The sequence below is a fragment of the Amycolatopsis sp. cmx-4-54 genome, from assembly GCF_046548895.1.
GTDB lineage: Bacteria > Actinomycetota > Actinomycetes > Mycobacteriales > Pseudonocardiaceae > Amycolatopsis.
In genome coordinates this window covers 1-23,821 of the sequence record NZ_JAEBEJ010000004.1, presented here as the reverse complement: position 1 = coordinate 23,821, position 23,821 = coordinate 1, and the positions used below count along the sequence as shown (strand labels likewise).

Genomic DNA, 23,821 nt, shown 5'->3' with positions numbered 1-23,821 from the left:
TTCATCGCAAATTTTGCAATGAAAGGCCCCTTCATTGCACGCGCGAGGGGCTCAGTACTGCGTCGTGAGCGCGCCTTCCGTCAGTGCGGCGTCCAGCGCCTCCACCGACATGTCCAGCTTCATCTGATCTCGGAAGATCCGGCCGGCGGTCGGCAGGCTGGACCGCTCCGGCCAGGTCTCCGGCTGCCACAGCGACGACCGCAGGAAAGCCTTGGCGCAGTGCATGTACAGCTCTTCGACCTCGACCATGATCGCCAGCGCGGGCCGCTTCCCCTTGACCACGAGGTCGTCGAAGAACGGCGCGTCCGCGATCAGTTTCGCGCGGCCGTTGATCCGCAGCGTCTCGTTCATCCCCGGGATCACGAACAGCAGGCCGGCGTGCGGGTTCTCGAGGATGTTGGTCTGGCTGTCGAGCAGCTTGTTGCCCGGCCGGTCCGCCAGCACCAGCGTCTTGTCGTCGAGCACCTTCACCGAACCGGCCGGGTCACCGCGCGGTGAGACGTCACAGGTCCCGTCGGACGACGCCGTCGCCAGCAGGTAGAACGGCGAGTGCTCGATCAGCGTGCGCGCGTGCTGGTCGAGGAAGGGGATGATCTTCCCCTTGGTGCGCTCGGCCGGGTGGCCGAGGTGTTCACGCAGCGCTTCGCGCGTCTCGATCACTTTGATCTCTGAGATCCCCATGACCCCAGTGAACCACTAGGCGCTGTCCTGTGGGTCTGTCCGCGGTCTTCGCGCCCAGGTGCTCCCTGACGGCACGGGCGGGCTCGGCCGAGTACGACCCGGTACGAGGCCGACCCGCCCGCACCGTCAGGAACCACCTGGATCACGAAGCCCATCGAACAGACCCACAGGACAGCGCCTAGAACACGACAGTCCGGTTCCCGTGCACCAGCACGCGGCCCTCGAGGTGCCACCGCAGCCCGCGCGCCAGCGTCACCTTCTCGATGTCGCGGCCCTTGCGGACCATGTCCTCGACGGAGTCGCCGTGGTCGACACGGATGACGTCCTGGTCGACGATCGGGCCCGCGTCGAGGTCGGCGGTGACGTAGTGGCAGGTCGCGCCGATGAGTTTCACGCCGCGCGCGTGGGCTTGGTGGTACGGCCGCGCGCCGACGAACGACGGCAGGAAGCTGTGGTGGATGTTGAGCGCCCGCCCGGCCCACGCCTCGCACAGTTCCGCGGGCAGGACCTGCATGAACCGCGCGAGGACGACGGCGTGCGGCTCGTGTTCGTCGACCAGTTTCCGCACCTCGGCGAAGGCGGGAGCCTTGACCGAAGCGTCACCGGCGGGGAACGGGACGTGGTGGAACGGGATGCCGTGGGCGCGGGTGATGTCGCCCAGCGACGCGTGGTTGCCGATGACGGCGGCGACGTCGACGTCCAGTTCACCGGAGGCGACCCGGCCGAGGAGGTCGTAGAGGCAGTGCCCGGCCTTGGAGACGAGGATCACGGCGCGACGGCGCTCACCGGTGTCGCTGACCTGCCAGCTCGACTCGGCCGAAAGCGACTTCGCGACGTCGGCGAAGCGGGTGCGCAGTTCGGCGGCGTCGAACGGGAGCGAGTCGGCGCGCACGACCTGACGGGTGAAGAACCAGCCGGTGTCGGGGTCCGTGTGGTACGCCGCTTCGACGATCCAACCGCCGTGTTCGGCGAGGAAACCCGAGATACGGGCGATGATGCCCGTGCGGTCGGGGCAGCCGAAGGAGATCACATAGCGACGTTCAGGGTTCGACACGGACTCCATTGTCGCTGGTCTCGGCCGCCGCACGGCGCCGGGTCAGTATCCGGACGCGGACCCGCCGCCCGACCTCGATCGCCGCGACCAGCAGCAGGCCGAGCGCGAAGGACAGCAGAAGACCCTTCTCCGGCTCGTCCGCGAAGGCCGCTCCACCGACGAGACCGATGAGGACGCTGTACACCGCCCAGATGCTCGCGCCGAGGGCATCCAGCGGGACGAACTTGCGCGGTGGGTAGCCGAGGCTGCCGTTGGCGAGCCCGCTCGCGACCCGGCCTCCGGGCAGATAGCGGGCGGCGAGGATCAGCAGGACGGCGTTGCGCCGCACCTGGATTTTCGCCCATTCGTAGCGCCGGACCCCGTCCGGACCGCGCTGCAGACGGGCGAGCGCTCGCGGACCCGCTGCCGCGCCGACGGTGTAGCCGAGGCAGTCGCCCAGCCAGGCCCCGAGCGCCGCGACCAGCGCGAGCAGCGCCAGCTGGGGGAAGTCCGTGCCGATCAGGACGGCGACCGTGATTACGGTGGTCTCGCTCGGCATGAACGGCAGGAGCGCGTCCAACCCGGACACGAGGAACACGATCACCCACAGCCAGGGCGATCCGAGCGTGCCTTCGAGCAGCTCGGTGACGTACTCCAGCAGTTCCACGGTTCCATGGTGATCACCGCAGGTCGCTTTGGGGTGACGGAGCGGGGTTCGACCGGTGAATTCCTAGTCGGGAGCCACCGAGGACCACGGCACGGTGAGTTCACCGAGCCGCCACCGCGACGGCCGGTTCAGCACCGGCCAGCCCCGGGCGGTGAGCAGGTGGACGGTGTGCGCCCAGCGCGCGCGGACGCCGAAGTTCTGGTGTGGCGCCGCCGTCGCCCAACAGATGTCCAAAATAGACAGTAGTTCGTGGACGCGTTCACCGGGAACGTTGCGGTGAATCAGGATCTTGGGCAGTCGTTCGGCCACTGTGGACGGACGTTCCAGGCTGGCGAGATGGACCGACAGGGTCAGGCTGCGCGGTCCGCCGGAGCCGACCGCGACCCACGTGCTGAGCCGCCCGATCTCGTCGCAGGTGCCTTCGACGACCAGCCCGCCCGGCGCCATCGCGTCCAGCATCAGCGACCAGGCGCCCGGGACCTCGGCTTCGTCGTACTGGCGCAGCACGTTGAACGCGCGCACCAGCACCGGCCGCGTCCCGGCGAGTTCGAAACCGCCGCGCCGGAAGTCCAGCCACGGCCGGTCGACGGCGGCTTGCGCGACGGCGACCCGTTCGGCGTCCAGCTCCAGGCCCAGCACCCGGACGTCGCGCCGGACGGTGCGCAGCCGGCGCGCCATCTCGACCGTGGTCACCGGTGAGGCGCCGTAGCCGAGGTCCACCACGAGCGGTTCGTCCGCGCGGTGCAGCAGCCCGGTCACGCCAGGATCGCTCGCCAGCCAGCGGTCGACGCGGCGGAGCCGGTTGGGGTTGGTCGTGCCCCGAGTCGGTGCCCCGACCGGTTTCAGCGCTCGGCCAGCCACTTCGCGACGAATTCGGCCTCGCGTTCCAGCAGCTTGCCGACCTGTTCGGCGATCACGCCTTCCAGCTTCCCGCCGACGAACGGGATCCGCACCTTGACCTCGCCGCTGTTGACCAGCGTCGCCTGCTCGCCTTCGCCGGTCAGCGACGTCTTCGCGGTGATCTCGCCCGGAACGCCCGAGACCGACGCCGTCGCGGTGCCGGTGTAACCGGATCCGGCGGTCTTCCAGGTCTGCTCACGCTCGACGATCAGATCGCCCCGGTGCAGCGTCCGCACGGCCGACGGGAGCTTGTCCGAGCTGATGCCCTGACGCAGCTTGTAGCGCACGCCGTCCCCGGCCGGGGCGTACTCCAGCAGCTCCGCGTCGTCGCCGCCGATCTGCGCCAGCCTCGCCCGCAGCGCCGCCTCGCCGGCGACCGCGTCGAACGTGGTCGCGAGGTCTGCGGAGAACGTCGATCGGTGCTCGATACGGGAGGCCATGGCGCCAGACAGTACCGTTCACGGGCGTGAGCACTGCCGAAACTCCCACCCTCGCCGACCACACCACGTTGCGCCTCGGCGGTCCGGCACGGCGTTATGCCGAGGCGAAGACCGTGCAGGCCCTGGTCGACGCGGTCGGCGAGGCCGACGACGCCGGTGAGCCGGTGCTGCTGCTCGGTGGCGGTTCGAACCTCGTCGTCGCCGACGACGGCTTCGACGGCGCGGTGCTGAAGGTCGGCACGACCGGCTGGACACGTGACGGGGATCTCGTCGAGGTCGCGGCGGGGGAGAACTGGGACGGTTTCGTCGAGGATCTGGTCGCGAAGGGCGTCGGCGGGCTCGAATGCCTGTCCGGGATCCCCGGTTCGGTCGGCGCGACACCGATCCAGAACGTCGGCGCGTACGGCTGCGAGGTGGCCGAGTCGCTGTTCTCGGTCGACCTCTACGACCGCGCCACCCGCGAGATCCGCACGCTGACCGCCGAAGAGCTCGGCTTCGGCTACCGCACGTCGATCCTGAAGGGGACTGACGCGGGCGTCGTGCTCACTGTCCGCTTCAAGGTCGCCGAAGACGGCCTCTCCGCCCCGATCCGCTACGCCGAACTCGCCCGCACGCTGGGTGTCGAGATCGGTGACCGGGTGCCGACGGCCGAAGCCCGCGAAGCCGTCCTCGGCCTGCGTCGCGGCAAGGGCATGGTCCTGGACGCCGACGACCACGACACGTGGAGCGCGGGCTCGTTCTTCACCAACCCGATCATCGGTGAGGCGCGGCTGGCGAAGGTGCTGGCAGGGATCGTGGACGTGGTCGGCGAAGACGTGCGCGTGCCGCAGTACCCGGCGCCCGGCGGGACGAAGCTGTCCGCCGCGTGGCTGATCGAGCGGGCCGGGTTCGCGAAGGGCCACGAAGGCCCCGGCGGCAGGGTCTCGCTGTCGACGAAGCACACGCTGGCGCTCACGAACCGGGGCAAGGCCTCGACAGAGGACCTTCTCGCTTTGGCGCGCGAAGTGCGCGACGGCGTCGAGGCTCGCTTCGGCGTTTCCCTGCACCCGGAACCCCTTTTGATCAACTGCTCGCTCTAGCCCCCGCCCGCGTTTCGTCCTCTGGATGCGGTACTTGCACGCGCAAAGATCGCATGCAGAGGACGAAATGCGGGAGGGTGAACAACCCCACGGCGTCCCCATGCGTCTATCCCCGTGAGGGGCGCGGGTGAGTTCCGTCGCCGCGGGTAACGTCGGAGAGGTTCCCAGCGCTGAGCGGGTAGGGGCTCGCGGGAAACGGGGATCTTCATGGGAGGTACAAGTGATCGAACGGCGCACGGTGTTCAAGGCCGCGCTCGCCGCGGGCGCGGCCATGCTGGCCGCTGCCTGCTCCAGTGGTGAAGGCGGCAACGCCAAGCCGGAAGGCAGTGGCGGCGAAGCGCAGAACGCCGCCCCGGTCGCCAAGATCACCGCCGAACCCGCAGCCGACGCCAAGGACGCCTCCGTGGTGACACCGGTCGTGGTGAAGGTCGCCGACGGCAAGCTCACCGAGGTCAAGGTCACCGGCGACGGCGGCAAGGACGTCAAGGGCGAACTTTCCCCCGACGGGCTCACCTGGACCAGCACCGAGGTCCTCGGCTACGGCAAGACGTACACCTACGCCGCGAAGGCCACCGGCAGTGACAACAAGCCTGCCGAGTTCAAGGGCTCGTTCAGCACGGTCAAACCCGCCAAGGAGGTTCGCGCCACGCTGAACCCGACCGACGACGCCGAGGTCGGCGTCGCGATGCCGATCAGCGTGAAGTTCGCGTCCCCGGTCAAGGACAAGGCGGCCGCCGAGAAGGCGCTCAAGGTGAAGACCGACAAGGACGTCGAGGGCTCCTGGGGCTGGCTGTCGGACACGCAGGTCGACTGGCGGCCCAAGGAGTACTGGCCCGCCAACATCAAGGTCAACGTCGAGGCGAAGCTCTACGGCGTCCCGCTCGGCGGCGGCGCGTACGGCAAGGCCGACGTGACCACCGAGTTCAAGATCGGCCGCAACCAGGTCGTCAAGATCAACACCCCGGACCACGTGATGAAGGTCTACCGGGGCGGGTCGGAATCGGCGAGCTACCCGTGCTCGAACGGGCTCGACTCCGACGTCCAGCGCAACACCCCGAACGGCACGTTCATCGTGATGACGAAGGAGCCGACGGCGCGGTTCGACAACGCGCGCTACGGCTACACCAACGTCAACAAGAAGTGGGCCTGCCGGATCTCGAACAACGGCGAGTACATCCACGAGAACCAGGACAACGCGGCGAACATCGGCAAGGCCAACACCTCGCATGGCTGCGTGAACCTGCTCGACGCGGACGCGAAGAAGTACTTCGACACGGCGATGATCGGTGACCCGGTCGAGATCACCGGTTCGAAACTGGGCAGTCCGACCAAATCGGACGTCAAGAACTGGTTCTACGATTGGAAGTCCTGGAAGGCTCTCTCGGCTGTCAAATAGCCCGTCAGCCACTCACGAGCCCCACGCGTGTGGGGACCTCATAGGCTTGCGGACATGAAGACCGAGGTAGTCGGCTACGGCGGGACCCGCATCGGCTTGTGGGTCGAGGGCGCCGAGAACACCCGTCCGATCGTGTTCGTGCACGGCTGGGCCCAGTCCGCCAAGGCCTGGGCGCCGCAGCTGGCGGATCCCGCGCTCAGTGAGCGGTTCCGCCTGGTCGCGATGGATCTCCGCGGTCACGGCGATTCCGAGGTGCCGTCCGCCGGCTACGACGATCCGCGGGTCTGGGCCGAAGACCTCGCCTCGGTCCTCGACTTCGCCGGTGACGACGCGATCGTCGTCGGCTGGTCCTACGGCGGGCTGGTGATCACCGATTACCTCCGCGTGCACGGCTCGTCGAGGCTCGGTGGCGTCGTTTTTGTGGGCGCCATCACAGAAATCGGCAAGGACCGGCCCGGCGGCAAGGTCGGGCCCGCCATGCGCGAGGCCATCCCGGCGGTGCTTTCGGACGATCCGTCGCTCGCGATTCCCGCGTTGGTGCAGTTCAGCGAGCGGATGACCGCCACCCCCGTGTCCGGCACGCTCACCCAGTCCTTGCTCGGCGCGTGCCTTTCCACCCCGCCCGCGGTGCGCTCGGCGTTGTTCCGGCGCGACGTCGGGAGCGAGGACGTACTGCGCGATCTGGACAAACCGGCACTTATCGTCCATGGTCTCGCGGATGCTGTGATCGATCCGACGTCGGCGGAATACGCGGCGGGGAAGATTCCGGGGGCTGTCGTGCGTTGGCTACCTGAGGTGGGGCATCTGCCGTTCGCCGAAGTGGCGGACGAGTTCGGTGATCTACTGCGCCGGTTCGCCGATCAGTAGGACTTCGGGAGTGTTGACCAGGTGACGATCCCCCTGCACGGGTTCGACGCCGCGCCCAGGCGCGTCGCGGTGCTGTCATTGCACACCTCTCCGCTGGAGCAGCCGGGCACCGGCGACGCCGGCGGCATGAACGTCTACGTGAGCCAGACGGCCACCGAGATGGCCCGCCGCGGCGTCGAGGTGGAGGTGTTCACGCGCGCGACGTCTTCGGATCAGCCTCCGGTCGCCGAACTGGCGCCGGGCGTGCTGGTCCGGCACATCCCGGCCGGGCCGTTCGAGCCGCTGGGACGCGACGAGCTGACCGCGCAGCTGTGCGCGTTCACCGCCGGGGTGCTGCGGGCCGAGGCGTTCCACGAGCCGGGCTACTACGACCTCATCCATTCGCACTACTGGCTTTCCGGCCAGGCGGGCTGGCTGGCCCGCGACCGCTGGGGCGTGCCGCTGGTGCACACCGCGCACACCCTGGCCAAGGTCAAGAACGCCGCGCTCGCCGAGGGCGACACCCCGGAGCCGCGCACCCGCGTGATCGGCGAGGAGCAGGTCGTCGAGGAGGCCGACTGCCTGGTCGCGAACACCCGCGTCGAGGCCCGAGAGCTGATCGAGCTGTACGACGCCGACCCGCACGCCGTGCACGCCATCCCGCCCGGCGTCGACCTCGACCGGTTCACCCCCGGATCCCAGCCGGCCGCGCGCCGGGCGCTGGGCCTGCCGCAGGACGCGATCGTGCTGGCCTTCGCGGGCCGCATCCAGCCGTTGAAGGCGCCGGACGTCCTCCTGCTGGCCGCGGCCGAAATGCTGCGCGAGCGGCCGGAGCTGGCGTCGCGGCTGGTGGTGCTGATCGTCGGCGGCCCGTCCGGGACCGGGCTGGAGCAGCCGCAGGCCCTGCGCGAACTGGCCGTCTCCCTCGGGATCGAGGAGCAGACCCGGTTCATGCCGCCGCAGCCCGGCCGGTCGCTGGTCGACGTCTACCGCGCGGCCGACGTCGTCGCCGTGCCGAGCTACAACGAGTCGTTCGGGCTGGTCGCGCTCGAAGCGCAGGCCTGCGGGACGCCGGTGATCGCGGCCGAAGTCGGCGGGCTGCCGGTCGCGGTCCCGCACGGGGTTTCCGGGCTGCTCGTGCCGTCGCACGACGCGAAGGACTGGGCCGGCGCGCTCGCGAACGTCGCGCTGCGACCAGGCCGGCGTGCCGAACTTTCGGCCAACGCCGTCGTCCACGCGCGGCGCTTCTCCTGGCGCCGTACGACGGACCGGCTGCTGGACACGTACGCTCAGGCGACCGGCGCGTTCCGGCGTGCCCTCGAACAGCGCGCGGAGGTGGCGGTTTGACGCTCGACGAGACCTTGCGGTTCTCTTTGGACAACGCGGGCCTGGAATACGAAAGGCGTGGCGAAGGAAAGTACTTCGTCACCTTGCCAGGTACCAAGAAGTTGCAGACCAACTGCTGGCTGGTCGCCGGGGACCACGCTTTCGCCGTCGAAGCCTTCGTCTGCCGCCGTCCCGATGAATCCCACGAGGACGTTTACCGGTTTCTGTTGCGCCGCAACGCGAAACTGTACGGCGTGCACTACACGGTGGACGCGATGGGCGACATCTATCTGGTCGGCCGGTTCGGTCTGGACACGGTCACCGAGTCCGAGTTGGACAAGATCCTCGGGCAGGTACTCGAAGCCGCCGACGGCGATTTCAACACGTTGCTGGAGCTCGGATTCGCGGAATCGATCAAACGCGAATGGGATTGGCGCGTTTCCCGTGGCGAGTCGCTGGCGAACCTGCAGGCGTTCAAACATCTCGTCGAACCTTCGAACGGACACGAACCCGGAGCCTTGACCGACTCGTGACCCGAAGGGTGCAACGGCACCGGATCGGGATCCGTCTCTTCCCGCGACACTGGAGGGAGACGGTTTTGATGCGCAAGCGAGTGAGATGGGTGGCCGCCGCAGGCATCGTACTGGCGCTGGCAGGCTGCTCGGCGAACGATTCCGGCAGCAGTGAATCCGCCGGGATGCCGATGTCGGCCGACACCAAGCAGGCGGCGCCGAACCAAGGGCAGCCGGGCAAGAACAACACAGAGGGCGCCGACAGCAAGGCGGGTTCGGGCAAGGCCCCGGCGCCGGCGGGGCAGCCGGGCATCGCCGACCGCAAGCTGGTGCGCACGGCGAGCCTGGAGCTCACCGCGCCGAACGTCGCCGACGTGGTCTCGCAGGTGCGCGTCATCACCCAGGGCGCCGCCGGCTACACGGGGCAGGAGAGCACCCAGGAGAAGCGGGCGTCGGTCAACGTCATCGTGCCCGCCGAGCGTCTCGACGGTGTGCTGGACCAGCTGGGGAAGCTGGGGAAGCAGGTCAAACGCGAGGTCACCGCGACGGACGTGACCGAGCAGATGGTCGACGTCGATTCGCGGCTGGCCACCCAGCGGGCGAGCGTCGAGCGCATCCGCGCGTTGCTCGCGAGGGCGACGTCGGTCTCGGAGATCGCGTCGGTCGAGAGTGAGCTGACCAGCCGGGAGGCCGAGCTCGAGTCGCTTCAGAAGCGGCGCGAAAGCCTGGCCGGAAGTGTCGCCATGTCGACGATCTCCCTGCAGGTGAAGGCGGAGACGGTCGCGGCGGCGGAGGAATCCCGCAGCGGGTTCTTCGGCGGACTGACCGACGGCTGGGACGCGTTCCTGACCTTCGGCGGTGGCCTGCTGACCGTGCTCGGCGCGATGGCGCCGTTCCTGCTCGTCTTCGGCGTCCCCGCGGCCGCGCTGGTGTGGTGGCTGCGCAAGCGGCGCCGTCCGGGGGAGCCCGCGATGGCGACCGCTTCGGATCTGCCGTCCGCGCCCCCGCTGGACTGAGCGATCAGGACGAGCCCCCTGTGCCGGCGGTGTCACGTGACCGAACGGACGACACGCGTGATCCGGCGGACGACACGCGTGATCGGATGGACGACACGACCGCGGCCGGCCCGGCACCGGCGCGGGATACCCAAGAAACTCTTGTCACTCAAGAGGGAAATGAACAGGCGGGACGGCTCGAGGGAGGGGGGAGTCGCGATCTCGAGCCGCCCCGCTGAAGTTCCCGCCAAGGTGGACCCGGTGACGAGGGGGATGCCAACGGGGCCGGCGGGCGCCGCGACTCGGCAGGGGGGAGACGAGTCGCGGTCGTCACCCGCGTCGAACCGGGGAGTGCGTGGAATCCGGCCGCGCGGGACGTAGTCAACCTGTCAGATCTCCACCTGTAATCACAAGACTACCGGTTACTCCGTTCGAGTGAACTTGGAAAGCGGGGATAACGGAGTGCAGCCTGAATTCCGGGGAAGGGGACTTGTTGGCAACCCGTCTTCTGGACGGGTGAAGTGGTACTCACGGGTAACGCACTCTCCGTAGAAACAAAGCCAAGCGTGGCCCTCTGACCGGCGGTTCCGCTCACTCTGGCAGGCTGAACCCCATGGCTGAGCTTGGGACTCTGGTGCTGCTGCGTCACGGGCAGAGCACGTGGAACGCCGAAAACCTGTTCACCGGCTGGGTGGACGTGCCGCTGTCCGAGCAGGGCGAGCAGGAGGCGCGCAAGGGCGGGCAGCTCCTCGCGGAGTCCGGTCTGCTGCCGGACGTCCTCCACACGTCGCTGATGCGCCGGGCGATCTCGACCGCCAACCTGGCGCTCGACGCCGCCGACCGGCACTGGATCCCGGTGAAGCGCGACTGGCGCCTCAACGAGCGGCACTACGGCGCGCTGCAGGGCAAGAACAAGAAGCAGACCCTGGACGAGTTCGGCGAGGAGCAGTTCATGCTCTGGCGCCGCTCCTACGACACCCCGCCGCCCCCGATCGACCCGGCCGACGAGTTCAGCCAGGTGGGCGACGCGCGCTACGCGGACCTCGGCGACGCCGCCCCGCTGACCGAATGCCTCAAGGACGTGGTCGCGCGGCTGCTGCCGTACTGGGAGTCCGCGATCGTGCCGGATCTGCGCGCGGGCAAGACCGTGCTGGTCGCCGCGCACGGCAACTCGCTGCGGGCGCTGGTGAAGCACCTCGACGGCATCTCCGACGACGCGATCGCCGGGCTCAACATCCCGACCGGCATCCCGCTGCGCTACGACCTCACCGAAGACCTCAAGCCGGTCACCGCCGGCGGGACCTACCTGGACCCGGAGGCCGCCAAGGAAGCCGCGGCCGCCGTCGCGAACCAGGGCCGCTGAACCCCACGCATTTCGTCCTCTGAACGCGGTAGTTCGCTCTCGAACCACCGCATTCAGAGGACGAATTGCGTCAGGGCAGGGGCTGGACCGACTCGACCCCCGCGACCTTCCAGCCTTCGGGCGGCCGCTGGAGACGCAGGACGATCGGCAGGTATCGCTTCGTCGCCTGCCCGGCCGCGTCCTTGACCTCTGTCGTCGCGCAGAGCAGCACGCTCGCCTTGTCGTCCACGACCTCCATGACCGCGGCGGCCGGATTCGGCGCAAGAGACGCCTTCGAGCCCGCGGACCGGATCTGGTTCAGCCGCGCCGCCTTGTCCTGCCGGAACTGGGCGAGCAACGGCCCGGTCGACACGGATTCGTAGCGGGCGTACGTGCCTTCGGGGTCGGCCGGGTCCACGTTCAGCAGGGCCTCCGCGGCGCGGAGCGCGCCGTCGCGGGCGGAATCCCGCACCCTCGCGAACACCCGGTCACCCGCACCCGGTTTCTCCGCCGCGGGCGAAGGCACGGACGGGTTCACCTCGACCTTGCCGATCCGCCAGCGGTCGCCTTCGCGCACGGTCGCGAGCAGCACCGACGCGACGCCCTTGCTGGTGGCGCCCGCCCTGGTGCTGCTCTGGTCGAGCACCGTCAGCACCCGCGCCTTGTCCGGCGTCATCTCGACCGCGGCCGAGATGATCACCTTCGTCGCGAGTTTGATCGGTTCCGCCGATTTCCGGACCTCGGCGAACAGTTTCGCCAGCTCGTCGCGCGCGCCGGGCGTCAGGTTGTCGGCGATCGCCTTCTCGTAGGCGGGCACGGCCGTGCTGTCGTAGGAGAACACCGCTTCGGTGGCCGTCTTCACCGCCGTGAGCACGGAGGCCGTCCGCGCCGGGTCGACGAGCGCGAGGTTCGAGGGCGGGGTTTCCGGCTCGGGCCGGGCGGTGCCGGAGGTCGCGGTGGTGCAGCCCGCGAGCGCGAGCAGTACCGCGAACCCCGCCCAGCGCTTCACAAGAGGCCGAGTTCCCGCGCCCGCGCGTCGACCTGGAACCGCGACGTCACGCCGAGCGCGACCAGCAGTTCCGAGACGCGACGTTGATAGGTGCGCACGCCCATGCCGAGGCTCTTCGCGGCCTTCTCGTCCTTGCAGCCGGTGGTCAGGAACTCGAGGATCTGCGGTGCCTCCATTCGGATGTCGGCGAACCGCGCGTCGAACGTCTCCAGGGTGGTGGACGCCAGCCAGGCGGTTTCGAACAGCGACAGAATGCCCTGCACCAGCTCGGGGCGCGAGATGACGCTGTAGGAGCGCACCGCCTTGCCCTCGTCTCCGGCCATGATCGCGACCCGCTCGTCGAGCAGGATCGTCTCGTTGATCTCCTCGGTGCCGATCCGGATCTGCGCGCCGAGGCCGGACAGGCGATGCAGATGCCGCGCGGTCTGCTCGTTCAGCAGGACGCCGGGCCGGTACAGCTTGCGGATCCGCTTGTCGCGCACCAGCCGTTCGCCCTGCCGCGTGAGGGACGGCCGGGAAAGCGCCCAGGTGTAGAGGTCGTCGGCCGCGCACGCGATGTCGGTCGCCGCGACGAACAGATGAGCCGTCCGGTCGAACAGCTCTTCTTCTCCGCGAATCAGGGAGATGTCACTGACGAGTTCCACGGCGACAGTCTCCCAACATTCCCCGGCAGCCGTGACGGGAACGTCGCTATTCGTCGCTGAGTGGGTTTCGAAGGTCACGACGAAAGTCGGAATCCGGGCATGAGGCGTCGCCGGGGTCCCCGTTTCGGGTGACCCGCCTCACCCGGGAGGTCTCGGCCACGTGAACGAGGCCTGACCTGCAGGCGAACAGGGTGTCCCCAGGTGTCATAGGCATCACGAGTACGCGGCCGGGACTAGGCCAAAAGACTACCCACGCGCTTACGATTCCCCTGTGACCACGCCTGTTGCACTCGCCATGGCCGTCGGCGGACTGATCGTCGGTGTGGTTTTCGGCTTCCTGATCGCGAGGGGCCGCACCCGCCGCGAGGAGCGGCGACCGACCGGCCCCACCGTGGCCGAACTGCTCGAACGCCTCGTGCGGTCGAGCAACAACGGCGTCGTCGTGCTCAACAAGTTCGGCGACATGGTCCTGCACAACCCGCGTGCCTACGAGCTCGGGCTGGTGAAGGTCAACCAGGCCGATCCGCGGGCCCGCAAGGCCGCCGAGCAGGTGGTCGAGACCGACGATCCGATGGAGATCGACCTCTCCCCGCTGGAGGCGAGGGGCCGTCAGCCCGAGGCCGTCCTCGGTGAGGTCCGCCCGCTCGGCGACGGGTTCACCGTGGTCGAGGCCGTCGACCACTCCGAGGCCATCCGCCTCGAAGCCGTCCGGCGGGACTTCGTCGCGAACGTCAGCCACGAACTGAAGACGCCGGTCGGCGCGATCGCGCTGCTCACCGAGGCCGTCCTCGACGCCGCGGAAGACACCGAGGAGGTCCGCCGCTTCGGCGGCAAGATCCTCCGCGAATCGACGCGGCTCGGCCAGCTCGTCACCGAACTGATCGCGCTGTCGCGGCTCCAGGGCGCCGAGCGGCTGCCCGACCTCAACGTCGTCGAGGTCGACGCCGTCGTCCGCGAGGCGCTCGGCAGGACGACGCTTTCGGCGGAATCCGCCGAGATCACCATCACCACCGACGCGGCCAGCGGGCTCCTCATCGAGGGCGACCGGACGCTGATGGTCACCGCGCTGTCGAACCTGCTGGAGAACGCCGTCGCGTACTCGCAGCCGGGCAGTCCGGTCTCGATCAGCAGGCGGCTGGTCGACGGGAAGGTCGAGATCGCCGTGACCGACCGCGGGATCGGCATCGCCGAGGACGAGCAGCAGCGTGTCTTCGAGCGGTTCTACCGCGCGGACAAGGCACGGTCGCGGGCGACCGGCGGCACCGGGCTGGGGCTGGCGATCGTCAAGCACGTGGCCGCCAACCACGGCGGTTCGGTGGGCCTGTGGAGCCGTCCCGGCACCGGGTCGACCTTCACGCTGCGGATCCCCGCGCACATCCCCGCCGAACCGGCCGCGACCGCGAAACAGGCTCCGCCGGCGTCCCGGCCGGAGAAGACCCCCGAGCGGACACCCCGTCTCGTGGCAACAGGGCAAGAAAGCCCCGACCATGGAGGAAACCTGTGACGAGGGTTCTCATCGTCGAGGACGAAGAGTCGTTCGCCGACCCGCTCGCGTTCTTGCTCCGCAAAGAGGGCTTCACCGCCGCCGTCGCCGTGACGGGGCAGCAGGCGCTCGAGGAGTTCGACCGCAACGGCGCCGACATCGTCCTGCTCGATCTCATGCTCCCCGGGATGAGCGGAACGGACGTCTGCAAGCAGCTCAGGCAGCGTTCCGCGGTGCCGGTGATCATGGTGACCGCGCGCGACAGCGAGATCGACAAGGTCGTCGGCCTGGAACTCGGCGCCGACGACTACGTCACCAAGCCGTACTCGGCCCGTGAGCTCATCGCGCGGGTACGGGCGGTGCTGCGCCGCGGTGGCGAGCCGGGCTCCGAAGGCGATCTGGCGCCGCTGGTGCTGGCCGCCGGGCCCGTGCGGATGGACGTCGAGCGGCACGTGGTGACCGTCGACGGCCAGGAGGTCTCCTTGCCGCTGAAGGAGTTCGACCTGCTCGAGTACCTGCTGCGCAACGTGGGCCGCGTGCTCACCCGCGGGCAGCTGATCGACCGGGTGTGGGGCGCGGACTACGTCGGCGACACCAAGACGCTCGACGTCCACGTGAAGCGACTGCGGTCGAAGATCGAACCGGACCCGGGCTCGCCGCGGCACCTGGTCACCGTGCGTGGCCTGGGCTACAAGTTCGAGACGTGAGCTAGCGCGTGAAGGCCCCCTTCCCTCGGCTGAGCCGAGGGAAGGGGGCCTTCACGCGGAGCCCCTGCGATACAGATCACGGTTACGGTTTCGTGACCTGACGTGGGGACGGGTACCGTAGACGCTCGTGCGCCTAGGGGTACTCGACGTCGGTTCCAACACCGTCCACCTGCTCGTGGTCGACGCCCACCGTGGCGCCCACCCGACCCCGATGCATTCCGAAAAGGCCGTCCTCCGGCTCGCGGAGCAGATCACCCGCAACGGAGACCTGAGCCGCGCGGGCGCGGACAGCCTCGTGCGTGCGGTCGAATCGGCGAAGGCGGCCGCGGCTCGGCTCGGCTGCGAAGAGGTCATGGCGTTCGCCACCTCCGCGGTCCGCGAAGCCAAGAACGCCCCGAAGGTGCTGGCGAAGGTCCAGGAACAGACCGGCGTCGAACTCCAGGTGCTTTCCGGGATCGACGAATCCCGGCACACCTTCCTCGCCGTCCGCCGCTGGTTCGGCTGGTCGGCGGGGAAGCTGCTGGTGCTCGACATCGGCGGCGGCTCGCTGGAGGTCGCGATGGGCCGCGACGAGGAGCCGGATCTGGCCGAATCGCTGCCGTTGGGCGCCGGCCGGACCACCCGGACGCGGTTCCAGCACGACCCGCCCACCAGGTCGGAGCTCATCGCGACTTCGGCGTGGCTTGAAGAACAACTCGCCCCGCTCGCGAAGAAGGTCGCCAAATTGGGTGAACCCGATCGTGTCGTGGCGACGTCGAAGACGTTCCGGTCACTCGCCCGGCTGACCGGAGCGGCGCCGTCGGCCAGCGGGCCGCATGTGCGCCGTACCCTGACCGACACCGCGTTGCGGCAGCTCATCGCGTTCATCTCCCGGATGACCGCCCATGACCTGGCACAACTCGAGGGGGTCAGCGCGAGCAGGTCGCATCAGCTGGTGGCGGGCGCGCTCGTCGCACAAGCCACCATGCGGGCGCTTTCCCTGGAAGAACTGGAGATCTGTCCGTGGGCGCTGCGAGAAGGTGTCATCCTTCGACGGCTGGACCATTCGAATGGTGCGGACAAGACTGTGGGCGGCAGCGCCCGACTGGACTTAGTCGACGGAGAACGGGCACGGTGAAGTGGTGACGGAAATGCGGATGACGGTGGACAGCGCGCGCGACGCCGCCGATGCCCCGTCGCGTGCCGGTTCGCAACGGCTTGAGCGCGCATTGGACAGCACGGTATGACGGACGAGACAGAGAGCGGCCAGCCACAGAAGACCGTGGCGGAGCTGCTCGCGCAGCACGGAGCCCAGCCCGAGGGCGGGCGCCGCAGGCGACGCCGCGCGGCCGACGATGACGACGAGGCTCCCGAGCCCACTCGCGGTCGGCGCGCGCCGACCGCGAGCGACACCGCGCCCCAGGCGATTATCGACAGGGTGTCCGGCGACACCCCGCCGCCGCTCAACCGGCCGCCGCGCCGCTCGCGCCCCCAGCCTCCGCCGGATGGGTTCCCGGCGGAAAAAAGTCCCTCGAACCCCGGAGCGCGTCCGCTCCCGAAGCCGCCGCAGGACTCCGGCGCGCGTCCCCTTCCGCAGCCGCCGCAGGACTCCGCGCCGCTGCCGGTGCCGCCGGACGTCGCGTCCACCCCGACCCGGCAGACGCCGCCGGTGCGCCCGCCGCAGGAACAGAGCGGCTATCAGCGTCCGCCGCAGCAGTCCGGTCAGTTCCTGCGGCCGACTCCGCCGCAGGAACAGAGCGGTTACCAGCAGCGCCCCCCGCAGCAATCCGGTCAGTTCGTCCGGCCGACGCCGCCGCAGGAGCAGTCCGGCTATCAGCAGCGCCCGCCGGACTCCGAGGGCCTGCCCCCGCGCGGCCGTCCCCGCCCGGCAGGTCCGGAGGAGACTCGCGGCGCGGTGCCGCCGGTCCGCCGACGTCCCGAGCCGCCCGCCGGACCCCCGTCGTCCGGGCTGTCGGCGAGGCTCGACGGCGGTCTCGGTGGTCCCGGTGGCCCCGGTGGCCCTGATGCCCCGGCCGAAGACGTGCAGGACCAGCCGGGTCCGATGCCCAGCGGCGGGTTCGCGACGCCGCCCGCCCAGCCGGTGCGGCGCCGCCGTCCCGCGGCGCGCCCGCCCCAGCCGAAGGCCGAGCCGAGCACCGAACAGTTCGCCGCGGTCGGCGACGAGGCGCCGGTCGAACCCGAGGCACCCGCCGAACCCACGGCGCCCCCGGCGCCGCCCGCCGGCCTCGCCGGCTGGCGCAAGCGCAGGCAGAAGGTGCAGTCCGAGGACACCGAGATCGGCGGGATCCCGCCGGTACCGCCCCCGGTCGTGCCCGTCGAACCGGACGCCGACCCCGAGCCGGACCCGTTCGACGCGGGCCCCCCGACCATGGCATCTACCCACCAGCCCCACCCGGCGCCGATGCCGTTCGTACCGCCGCATTCCCTCGACGACCGCGACCGGCAGGACTCCCTCGACGAGTACGAACGCGAGTTCGCCGACCCGGCGTACCCGGACGGCGGCCCGGACTTCGGCCGTGACGACTACGGCTACCGCGCCGATGACTACGAGGACGACTACGACGACAGCGCCGAGGAGGTCGTCGAGGACGACGAGCCCGCGGCGCCCGCCGAGAAGGTCTCGCCGGGGAAGCAGTGGCTGGCGCTGGCCGGCCAGCTCGCCCTCGGGGTCGTCGGCGGCGCCGGTGTCTGGCTGGGCTTCAACTGGCTGTGGGTGAACATCCCCGCCGCCGCGCTGGTCGCCGCACTGCTGGTGATCGTCGCGTTGGTGTGGATCGTCCGGAAGATCCGCAAGGCGGACGATCTCCAGACCCTGGTGCTCGCGGTACTGGTCGGACTGGTGGTGACGGTCTCACCGGCCGCACTCCTGCTGGTCGCGCGTTAGCGGCCTCGGGAAGGATGCCGGAATGGTTCCGCAGATTCCGGTAGGCCTCTCGACGGCGTCCGTCTGGCCGTTGCGGGCGGGCACGGCGTTCGAGCTGGCCGCCGACCTCGGCTACGACGGCGTCGAGGTGATGGTCTGGGCGGACCCGGTCAGCCAGGACATCTCCGCGCTGCGCCGCTGGTCCCGTCGCACGGGCGTGCCGGTGCTGTCGATCCACTCGCCCTCGTTGCTGATCACCCAGCGCGTGTGGTCGCCGGATCCCGAGGTCCGCCTGCGGATGTCCGTGGACGCGGCGCTGGAGCTCGGGGCGCGCACGGTCGTGGTGCATCCGCCGTTCCGGTGGCAGCGCCGCTACGGAGACGCCTTCGGTGACCTCGTCGACGAGCTCGAAGAAACCAGCGGGATCGAGATCGCGGTCGAGAACATGTTCAAGGTCCGCCCGCCCGGCGGCTCGCGGACGTCCCGCGTGTCGGCGTTCCGGCCGTCGATCGACCCTACGGACGTAGGGTTTCGCCACTACACGCTCGACCTGTCCCATACAGCGGCAGCCGGGATGGACGCCCTCGCGCTCGCCGAACGGATGGGGTCCGGGCTCGCGCACGTCCATCTGGCGGACGGCACGGGCCTCCCGAAGGACGAGCACCTGGTGCCCGGACGCGGGATCGAACCCTGCGCCGAACTACTCGAAAAGCTCGTGAACAGCGATTTCTCCGGACAGATCGTGCTGGAGATCAATACCCGGCGGTCACCGAGCGCGGCGCAACGGTCGCGGGACCTCGTGGAGTCACTCCTGTTCGCGAGGCTTCACCTCGGGCAGTGACAAAGATCGTCTCCGGGTGCGGAGATTCATTCCTCCCTGCGCTCGAGGCGCTGGTACACGTAAAGTTCCGACCGTGAACCAGCTGCGCTTGTTGATCTCCCGCACCCCGATGGATCGGCTCGTGGCCTGGGTCAGTGCTCGGTGAGCGCGGCCGACGAAACGAGCACCTCCTTCGACGCGGCGTGCGCGACGAGATCGCTGGGTGACGGCACTTTCACGGCGGTCCTCCGGACCGAATGGTCGATCGGTGGACACCCCCATGGCGGCTTCCTGATGGCCTTGATGGCCAAGGCCGCGCTCACCTTCCTCCACGAGCGCGGCGAGCCGCCGTCCGAGCCGCTGGCGATCAGCGCGGAGTTCCTGCATCCACCGGCGGTGGGGCCGGTGCTGCTGCGCATGGACGTCCGGAAGGTCGGCAGGCGCGCCTCGGTCGTCGCGGTCACGCTGGAGCAGCGGGGCCGCAGTTGCGTCGAGGCCAGGGTGACCACCGGGCGGCTGCCGATGCGGCGTCCGGAGTGGACCGACGTCCCCGCCATGCCCGCGGAGCCGCCGCCCGGCGCGGTCCCCATGACCGGCGAGACCTCCGAAGGCCTGTTCAACCTCGCGAAGGGCTGTGAGGTCCGGCTCGATCCCGCGAGCGTCGGCTACCTGCACGGCCGGATCGGCGACCCGCCGAGGATCCGGCTGTGGATCCGGCCGAGGCACGGGCTCGCGGATCCGTTCTTCGCCCTGCTCGCGAGCGACGTGAACCCGCCGGTGGTCTACAACCTCGGCCGGGTCGGCTGGGCGCCGACCGTGCAGCTGACCGCGTTGCTGCGCACGCGGCCGGCGCCGGGCTGGCTGCGGGTGCTCGTCCAGAGCCAGTCGGTGCACGAGGCCTGGTTCGACTCGGACGCGCTCGTGGTCGATTCGCAGGGCAGGCTCGTCTGCCAGGCGCGGCAACTGGCGCTTGCCCCGGCACCCGGTGGCTGACGGCCGTTTGGCACGCTGAGTGGCATGAGTGTGATCGCGGTTCTGGGCGCCGGGAAGATCGGAGAGGCCCTGCTCTCGGGCCTGCTGCACGGCGGGCACAGCCCCGGCGACCTGCTGTTCACCGAGCGGTACCCGGCGCGCGCGGCCGAGCTGACCGAGCGCTACGGCGTGCACGGGGTCACCGTCGCCGATGCCGCTCGCCGAGCCGACGTGCTGGTCGTCGCGGTCAAACCGCAGGACATCGAACCGGTGCTGGACGAACTCGCGCCGCTGCTCGGCACGGAGTCGCTGGTGGTCTCGCTGTGCGCGGGCCTGCCGACCGCCCTGTACGAGCGCAGGCTGGCCGAGGGCGTCCCGGTGGTGCGGGTCATGCCGAACACCCCGATGCTCGTCGGAGAGGCGATGAGCGCGGTCTCCGCGGGGGCGCACGCGACCGCCGAGCACATCGCGGTGGTGAAGGAACTGCTGTCGCACGTCGGGCAGGTCGTCGAGGTGCCCGAGTCGCAGCAGGACGCCGTCACGGCGCTGTCCGGTTCCGGGCCCGCGTACTTCTTCTACCTGGTCGAGGCCATGATCGACGCCGGCATCCTGCTCGGCCTGCCCCGCGCGCTCGCCGGGCAGCTGATCATCCAGTCGGCCGTCGGGGCGGCGAAGATGCTCGCCGAGTCCGACGAACACCCGGTGCTGCTGCGCGAAGCCGTCACCTCGCCCGCCGGGACGACCATCAACGCCATCCGCGAGCTGGAGAAGCACGGCGTCCGCGCGGCGCTGCTGGCCGCCATCGAGGCCGCGAAGGACCGCTCGACCGAGCTTGGCGCCGCCCACGACCCCCGCACTTAAGTCCTCTTGATGCGGTAGTTCGCCGTCTGACTACCGCATCAAGAGGACGAAATACGTAGTCGGACGGGCCCATCTCGGTGACTCGCGTCGCTTTGGCCACATGTGTCCCGCTACTCTCAGGAGAGCACGTGCGTGTCGATACCACAGGTGGGGAAGCCTCGTGGCGCGACACGTGTCGAAGGACACGGTGAATCATGCCGCCGAACAAGAAGGATGACCTGGCCAAGCTCAACACAGTGGGCCAGGTCCAGTTCCTGACGGTCGCCGAGGTGGCCACGCTGATGCGGGTCTCCAAGATGACCGTCTATCGCCTGGTTCACTCGGGCGAGTTGCCCGCGGTGCGCGTCGGGAAGTCGTTCAGAGTGCCCGAAAAGGCCGTTCACGAATATCTGCAGGGCGCGTACTTCGACGTGGGCTGAGGCCCGCTTCGGGAGGTACGACGTGCCCGCCCGAGGGCGTCTTCCGGGGCGCGAGTACCCTGGAAGACCGCTCGTGCCTGTGCGCTCCACCCGTTGGACGCTGCGCCGGGCAGCGTGACCGACGACGAAGGAAGGAGCGCTCACGATGGGCTCTGTGATCAAGAAGCGCCGTAAGCGCATGTCGAAGAAGAAGCACCGCAAGTTGCTGCGCCGGACGCGTGTTCAGCGTAGGAAGGCCGGCAAGTAAGACACAGCCGGTGAGTGGCCCGTCCAGTTTCTGGACGGGCCATTCCCATTCAGTGGGCGATTGCCGCCCATTCGAGTGAGACGTGCATCCCCCTCTGCGAGCGTCGGGTTAATAGCATGTAAGCACCGACTCGACTACCCCTAATGAGCGGTAACATCTCAAGGGCAGCCGCGCGATGCTTCCCATGAGTGCAGGTACGCGCACACTCGGTGGGCCGGCCAGTGCTCACGGTCATCAGGACCCCGTGATCGAAGTCCGTGAACCGCCCGAAAAGCCGCAGGGAGTCCTATGCCGTCGAACATCGTGCTCGTGACCGGGGTCGGGGGAGACCTTGGCGGGAAGCTGCTCGCCAGACTCGGCAACAATCCGGGGTTCGAGCGGGTGATCGGCGTCGACACCACGCCCCCGCGGAAGTCGGTCCTGCAACGCATGGGGCACGCCGAGTACGTCCGTGCCGACATCCGCAACCCGCTGATCGCCAAGGTGATCAGCACGGCCAAGGTCGACACCGTGGTGCACGCGTCGTGCACCGCGCATCCGGCGGGCCCCGCTCGCCGGACGGCGATCAAAGAGGTCAACGTCATCGGCACGATGCGGCTCTTGGCGGCCTGCCAGCGCTCGCCGCTCGTGCGCAAGCTCGTGGTGAAGTCGACGGCCGCCGTCTACGGCGCCGGAGCGCGTTCCCAGGCCGTCTTCACCGAGGATTCCGAACTCATCCCCACCTCGACCAGCGGTTACGTGAAGGACGCCGTCGAGATGGAGGGATACGTCCGCGGTCTCCTGCGCCGTCGTCCCGACATCACGACGACACTGTTCCGCTTCGCCAACATCATCAGCCCGGAGATCGACACCGTGCTTTCGCGCTACTTCGCGCTGCCGGTCGTCCCCACCGTCTTCGGCTACGACGCGCGGATCCAGCTGCTGCACGCTTCGGACGCGCTGTCCGTGTTCGAGCAGGCGACGCTGAACGACAAGCCCGGCGTGTTCAACGTGGGCTCGGAAGGGGTACTCACCCTTTCTCAGGCGATCCGGCGAGCAGGCCGCGTCGGACTGCCGATGCCCAGCGGTGTCGTGCCGTCGGTCGGCAAGGTGCTGCGCGGAGCGAGGGTCGTCGACTTCTCCGCCGATCAGGTGCGGCTGCTGAACTTCGGCCGCGTCGTGGACATCACGAAGCTCAAGAACGACTTCGGCTACACCCCGCGCTGGACGACGCGGGAAGCGTTCGACGACTACATCACCGGCCGCGGGCTCCGGCCCGTGGTGGACGGCGGCAGGCTGGCCGGTTTCGCGGGCAAGGTGCTGGTGGCCGCGGCGACCGGACAGGCGACCCACCGATGAGCAGACCGCACGAGAACTCTCACGAAGGCGAGGCGGAAAACGTGAGCGGCGCTGAAGCGCAGGTCATCCCGTTGCACGGCCCCGGCAGAGAGAAGCCGGACCCGGCCGTCCAAGCGGATCGGGATCTTCGCGAGTCGGAAGAAGCGCAAGAACATCTGGAGCAGGAGCGCCGGGCGGACGCGCCCGTCGTCGAGTTCCCCGGGGCGGCGCGCGTCGCGCCCGCCAGGACCCGCCCGGCCGACGCGGATCTCCTCCCGGCCTCGCTGAGGTCGGCGCTGGGGTTCCTGCGTGACCGGTTGACCGGTGACTACACCGTCGACGAGTTCGGCTTCGACGCCGAGCTCACCGAGACCCTGCTGTTGCCGCCGCTGCGCGCGCTGTACGAGAAGTGGTTCCGCGTCGACACCTTCGGCGTCGAGAACCTGCCCGCCGACGGCGGCGCGCTGCTGGTGTCGAACCACTCCGGCACGTTGCCGCTCGACGCGCTGATGACCGCCGTCGCCGTGCACGACCACGTCCCCGGCGGCAGGCATCTGCGCGGCCTCGGCGCGGATCTGGTGTTCCAGGTGCCGCTGGTCGGCTCCTTCGCCCGCAAGTCCGGACAGACACTCGCCTGCAACGCCGACGCGGAACGCTTGCTGCGCAAGGGAGAACTCGTCGGCGTCTGGCCGGAAGGGTTCAAGGGGATCGGGAAACCGTTCTCGTCGCGGTACAAACTCCAGCGGTTCGGCCGCGGTGGTTTCGTCTCGGCCGCGCTGCGGACCGGCGTGCCGATCATCCCCGTGTCGGTCATCGGCGCGGAGGAGATCTATCCGAAGATCGGCGACATCAAGCTCCTCGCGCGCGTGCTCGGCCTGCCGTACTTCCCGGTGACGCCGTTCTTCCCGCTGCTCGGCCCGCTCGGCGCGATCCCGCTGCCGACGAAGTGGAGCATCGAGTTCGGCGAGCCCATCCGCACGGACAGCTACGACGCGGACGCCGTCGACGACCCGATGCTGGTGTTCACGCTGACCGACCAGGTGCGGGAGTCGATCCAGCAGTCGCTGTACAAACGACTTTCGCAGCGGAAGAGCGTCTTCAAGGGCTAGAACCGCGTCACTCGCGTGACGGCCTCGATCACGTGAGTTACGGCTCAGCGCTTCGCGTTCAGTGAGGCGTTGGGCAAGGGTGGCGGGTTGCGAAAGCCACTTTCGCAACCTTCAACGTTGCGAAAGTGGCTTTCGCAACGTCCGGCGGCGGGG

At 69.4% G+C, this 23,821-nt stretch carries 25 protein-coding genes; 18 read left to right on the top strand and 7 right to left on the bottom strand.

Going from position 1 to position 23,821, the window contains the following annotated elements:
* Positions 1-51 precede the first annotated feature (51 nt).
* From ACLJQ7_RS13865 to ACLJQ7_RS13845, 5 genes are all read right to left on the bottom strand, one after another.
* Positions 52-681, bottom strand: a complete 630-nt coding sequence (locus tag ACLJQ7_RS13865) for a pyridoxamine 5'-phosphate oxidase family protein (RefSeq protein WP_410648622.1) — start codon at positions 679-681, stop codon at positions 52-54.
* Positions 682-859: 178 nt separating this feature from the next.
* Entirely contained in the window at positions 860-1,744 is an 885-nt protein-coding gene (gene purU, locus ACLJQ7_RS13860; protein WP_410648621.1) for a formyltetrahydrofolate deformylase, read from the bottom strand.
* Complete coding sequence (locus ACLJQ7_RS13855; RefSeq protein WP_410648620.1) at positions 1,722-2,381, bottom strand: DedA family protein; 660 nt, start codon at positions 2,379-2,381, stop codon at positions 1,722-1,724. Before ACLJQ7_RS13855 ends, purU begins: the two co-directional genes overlap by 23 nt.
* A 63-nt stretch (positions 2,382-2,444) precedes the next feature.
* Complete coding sequence (locus tag ACLJQ7_RS13850) at positions 2,445-3,242, bottom strand: class I SAM-dependent methyltransferase (protein WP_410648619.1); 798 nt, start codon at positions 3,240-3,242, stop codon at positions 2,445-2,447.
* Positions 3,224-3,721, bottom strand: coding sequence for a DUF2505 domain-containing protein (locus tag ACLJQ7_RS13845; RefSeq protein ID WP_410648618.1), 498 nt, complete (start codon positions 3,719-3,721; stop codon positions 3,224-3,226). Before ACLJQ7_RS13845 ends, ACLJQ7_RS13850 begins: the two co-directional genes overlap by 19 nt.
* Before the next feature lie 26 nt (positions 3,722-3,747).
* Between ACLJQ7_RS13845 and ACLJQ7_RS13840 the strand changes: the two genes are divergently transcribed.
* From ACLJQ7_RS13840 to ACLJQ7_RS13810, 7 genes are all read left to right on the top strand, one after another.
* Positions 3,748-4,800, top strand: coding sequence for a UDP-N-acetylmuramate dehydrogenase (locus ACLJQ7_RS13840; protein ID WP_410648617.1), 1,053 nt, complete (start codon positions 3,748-3,750; stop codon positions 4,798-4,800).
* A gap of 220 nt (positions 4,801-5,020) precedes the next feature.
* Positions 5,021-6,196 carry a L,D-transpeptidase gene (locus ACLJQ7_RS13835; protein WP_410648616.1) on the top strand — a complete coding sequence of 392 codons (1,176 nt, stop codon included), beginning with the start codon at positions 5,021-5,023 and terminating at the stop codon, positions 6,194-6,196.
* 54 nt (positions 6,197-6,250) lie between these two features.
* Entirely contained in the window at positions 6,251-7,063 is an 813-nt protein-coding gene (locus tag ACLJQ7_RS13830; protein ID WP_410648615.1) for an alpha/beta fold hydrolase, read from the top strand.
* A 21-nt stretch (positions 7,064-7,084) separates the two neighbouring features.
* Positions 7,085-8,389 (top strand): D-inositol-3-phosphate glycosyltransferase, encoded by a 1,305-nt coding sequence (mshA, locus tag ACLJQ7_RS13825; protein ID WP_410648614.1) that lies wholly within the window; start codon positions 7,085-7,087, stop codon positions 8,387-8,389.
* Positions 8,386-8,901, top strand: a complete 516-nt coding sequence (locus ACLJQ7_RS13820; protein WP_410648613.1) for a YbjN domain-containing protein — start codon at positions 8,386-8,388, stop codon at positions 8,899-8,901. The genes mshA and ACLJQ7_RS13820 overlap by 4 nt, the downstream gene beginning before the upstream one ends.
* Positions 8,902-8,969: 68 nt before the next feature.
* Positions 8,970-9,896 (top strand): DUF4349 domain-containing protein, encoded by a 927-nt coding sequence (locus ACLJQ7_RS13815; protein WP_410648612.1) that lies wholly within the window; start codon positions 8,970-8,972, stop codon positions 9,894-9,896.
* A 592-nt stretch (positions 9,897-10,488) separates the two neighbouring features.
* Positions 10,489-11,238 (top strand): phosphoglyceromutase, encoded by a 750-nt coding sequence (locus ACLJQ7_RS13810; RefSeq protein ID WP_410648611.1) that lies wholly within the window; start codon positions 10,489-10,491, stop codon positions 11,236-11,238.
* A gap of 70 nt (positions 11,239-11,308) precedes the next feature.
* On the opposite strand, the gene ACLJQ7_RS13805 is transcribed toward ACLJQ7_RS13810, so the two are convergent.
* The gene (locus ACLJQ7_RS13805) at positions 11,309-12,226 is read right to left on the bottom strand and encodes a hypothetical protein (RefSeq protein ID WP_410648610.1); all 918 of its coding nucleotides are present in this window, start codon (positions 12,224-12,226) and stop codon (positions 11,309-11,311) included.
* Complete coding sequence (locus ACLJQ7_RS13800; protein ID WP_410648609.1) at positions 12,223-12,870, bottom strand: DNA-binding response regulator; 648 nt, start codon at positions 12,868-12,870, stop codon at positions 12,223-12,225. The genes ACLJQ7_RS13805 and ACLJQ7_RS13800 overlap by 4 nt, the downstream gene beginning before the upstream one ends.
* Positions 12,871-13,141: 271 nt before the next feature.
* Between ACLJQ7_RS13800 and ACLJQ7_RS13795 the strand changes: the two genes are divergently transcribed.
* The 11 genes from ACLJQ7_RS13795 (at position 13,142) to ACLJQ7_RS13745 (ending at position 23,668) form a co-directional block, all read left to right on the top strand.
* Positions 13,142-14,374, top strand: a complete 1,233-nt coding sequence (locus ACLJQ7_RS13795) for a sensor histidine kinase (protein WP_410648608.1) — start codon at positions 13,142-13,144, stop codon at positions 14,372-14,374.
* A complete protein-coding gene (locus ACLJQ7_RS13790; protein WP_034310560.1) occupies positions 14,371-15,060 on the top strand; it encodes a response regulator transcription factor in 690 nt (229 codons plus the stop codon). Before ACLJQ7_RS13795 ends, ACLJQ7_RS13790 begins: the two co-directional genes overlap by 4 nt.
* Positions 15,061-15,187: 127 nt before the next feature.
* Positions 15,188-16,177: a hypothetical protein gene (locus ACLJQ7_RS13785; protein WP_410648607.1), complete on the top strand. Its 990-nt coding sequence runs from the start codon at positions 15,188-15,190 to the stop codon at positions 16,175-16,177.
* Positions 16,178-16,282: 105 nt separating this feature from the next.
* Positions 16,283-17,944: a hypothetical protein gene (locus tag ACLJQ7_RS13780; protein WP_410648606.1), complete on the top strand. Its 1,662-nt coding sequence runs from the start codon at positions 16,283-16,285 to the stop codon at positions 17,942-17,944.
* Between the two features lie 22 nt (positions 17,945-17,966).
* Positions 17,967-18,764, top strand: coding sequence for a sugar phosphate isomerase/epimerase family protein (locus ACLJQ7_RS13775; protein ID WP_410648605.1), 798 nt, complete (start codon positions 17,967-17,969; stop codon positions 18,762-18,764).
* A gap of 141 nt (positions 18,765-18,905) precedes the next feature.
* Positions 18,906-19,736 (top strand): thioesterase family protein, encoded by an 831-nt coding sequence (locus ACLJQ7_RS13770; RefSeq protein WP_410648604.1) that lies wholly within the window; start codon positions 18,906-18,908, stop codon positions 19,734-19,736.
* Positions 19,737-19,760: 24 nt separating this feature from the next.
* Positions 19,761-20,576 (top strand): pyrroline-5-carboxylate reductase, encoded by an 816-nt coding sequence (gene proC / locus ACLJQ7_RS13765; RefSeq protein ID WP_410648603.1) that lies wholly within the window; start codon positions 19,761-19,763, stop codon positions 20,574-20,576.
* Between the two features lie 194 nt (positions 20,577-20,770).
* Positions 20,771-20,995: a helix-turn-helix domain-containing protein gene (locus ACLJQ7_RS13760; RefSeq protein ID WP_125678911.1), complete on the top strand. Its 225-nt coding sequence runs from the start codon at positions 20,771-20,773 to the stop codon at positions 20,993-20,995.
* 145 nt (positions 20,996-21,140) lie between these two features.
* The gene (locus ACLJQ7_RS13755) at positions 21,141-21,242 is read left to right on the top strand and encodes a 30S ribosomal protein bS22 (protein ID WP_007030867.1); all 102 of its coding nucleotides are present in this window, start codon (positions 21,141-21,143) and stop codon (positions 21,240-21,242) included.
* Between the two features lie 288 nt (positions 21,243-21,530).
* Complete coding sequence (locus ACLJQ7_RS13750) at positions 21,531-22,580, top strand: NAD-dependent epimerase/dehydratase family protein (protein WP_410648602.1); 1,050 nt, start codon at positions 21,531-21,533, stop codon at positions 22,578-22,580.
* Positions 22,577-23,668 (top strand): lysophospholipid acyltransferase family protein, encoded by a 1,092-nt coding sequence (locus ACLJQ7_RS13745; RefSeq protein WP_410648601.1) that lies wholly within the window; start codon positions 22,577-22,579, stop codon positions 23,666-23,668. Before ACLJQ7_RS13750 ends, ACLJQ7_RS13745 begins: the two co-directional genes overlap by 4 nt.
* Positions 23,669-23,821 lie beyond the last annotated feature (153 nt).

What these genes read in the sequence shown, in the direction of transcription:
- ACLJQ7_RS13775 (WP_410648605.1), top strand. Translation starts at nt 17,967, where the DNA reads ATGGTTCCGCAGATTCCGGTAGGCCTCTCGACGGCGTCCGTCTGGCCG.
- ACLJQ7_RS13780 (WP_410648606.1), top strand. Translation starts at nt 16,283, where the DNA reads ATGACGGACGAGACAGAGAGCGGCCAGCCACAGAAGACCGTGGCGGAG.
- purU (WP_410648621.1), bottom strand. Translation starts at nt 1,744, where the DNA reads ATGGAGTCCGTGTCGAACCCTGAACGTCGCTATGTGATCTCCTTCGGC.
- ACLJQ7_RS13830 (WP_410648615.1), top strand. Translation starts at nt 6,251, where the DNA reads ATGAAGACCGAGGTAGTCGGCTACGGCGGGACCCGCATCGGCTTGTGG.
- ACLJQ7_RS13815 (WP_410648612.1), top strand. Translation starts at nt 8,970, where the DNA reads ATGCGCAAGCGAGTGAGATGGGTGGCCGCCGCAGGCATCGTACTGGCG.
- ACLJQ7_RS13845 (WP_410648618.1), bottom strand. Translation starts at nt 3,721, where the DNA reads ATGGCCTCCCGTATCGAGCACCGATCGACGTTCTCCGCAGACCTCGCG.
- ACLJQ7_RS13745 (WP_410648601.1), top strand. Translation starts at nt 22,577, where the DNA reads ATGAGCAGACCGCACGAGAACTCTCACGAAGGCGAGGCGGAAAACGTG.
- proC (WP_410648603.1), top strand. Translation starts at nt 19,761, where the DNA reads ATGAGTGTGATCGCGGTTCTGGGCGCCGGGAAGATCGGAGAGGCCCTG.
- ACLJQ7_RS13755 (WP_007030867.1), top strand. Translation starts at nt 21,141, where the DNA reads ATGGGCTCTGTGATCAAGAAGCGCCGTAAGCGCATGTCGAAGAAGAAG.
- ACLJQ7_RS13810 (WP_410648611.1), top strand. Translation starts at nt 10,489, where the DNA reads ATGGCTGAGCTTGGGACTCTGGTGCTGCTGCGTCACGGGCAGAGCACG.
- ACLJQ7_RS13760 (WP_125678911.1), top strand. Translation starts at nt 20,771, where the DNA reads ATGCCGCCGAACAAGAAGGATGACCTGGCCAAGCTCAACACAGTGGGC.
- ACLJQ7_RS13750 (WP_410648602.1), top strand. Translation starts at nt 21,531, where the DNA reads ATGCCGTCGAACATCGTGCTCGTGACCGGGGTCGGGGGAGACCTTGGC.
- ACLJQ7_RS13865 (WP_410648622.1), bottom strand. Translation starts at nt 681, where the DNA reads ATGGGGATCTCAGAGATCAAAGTGATCGAGACGCGCGAAGCGCTGCGT.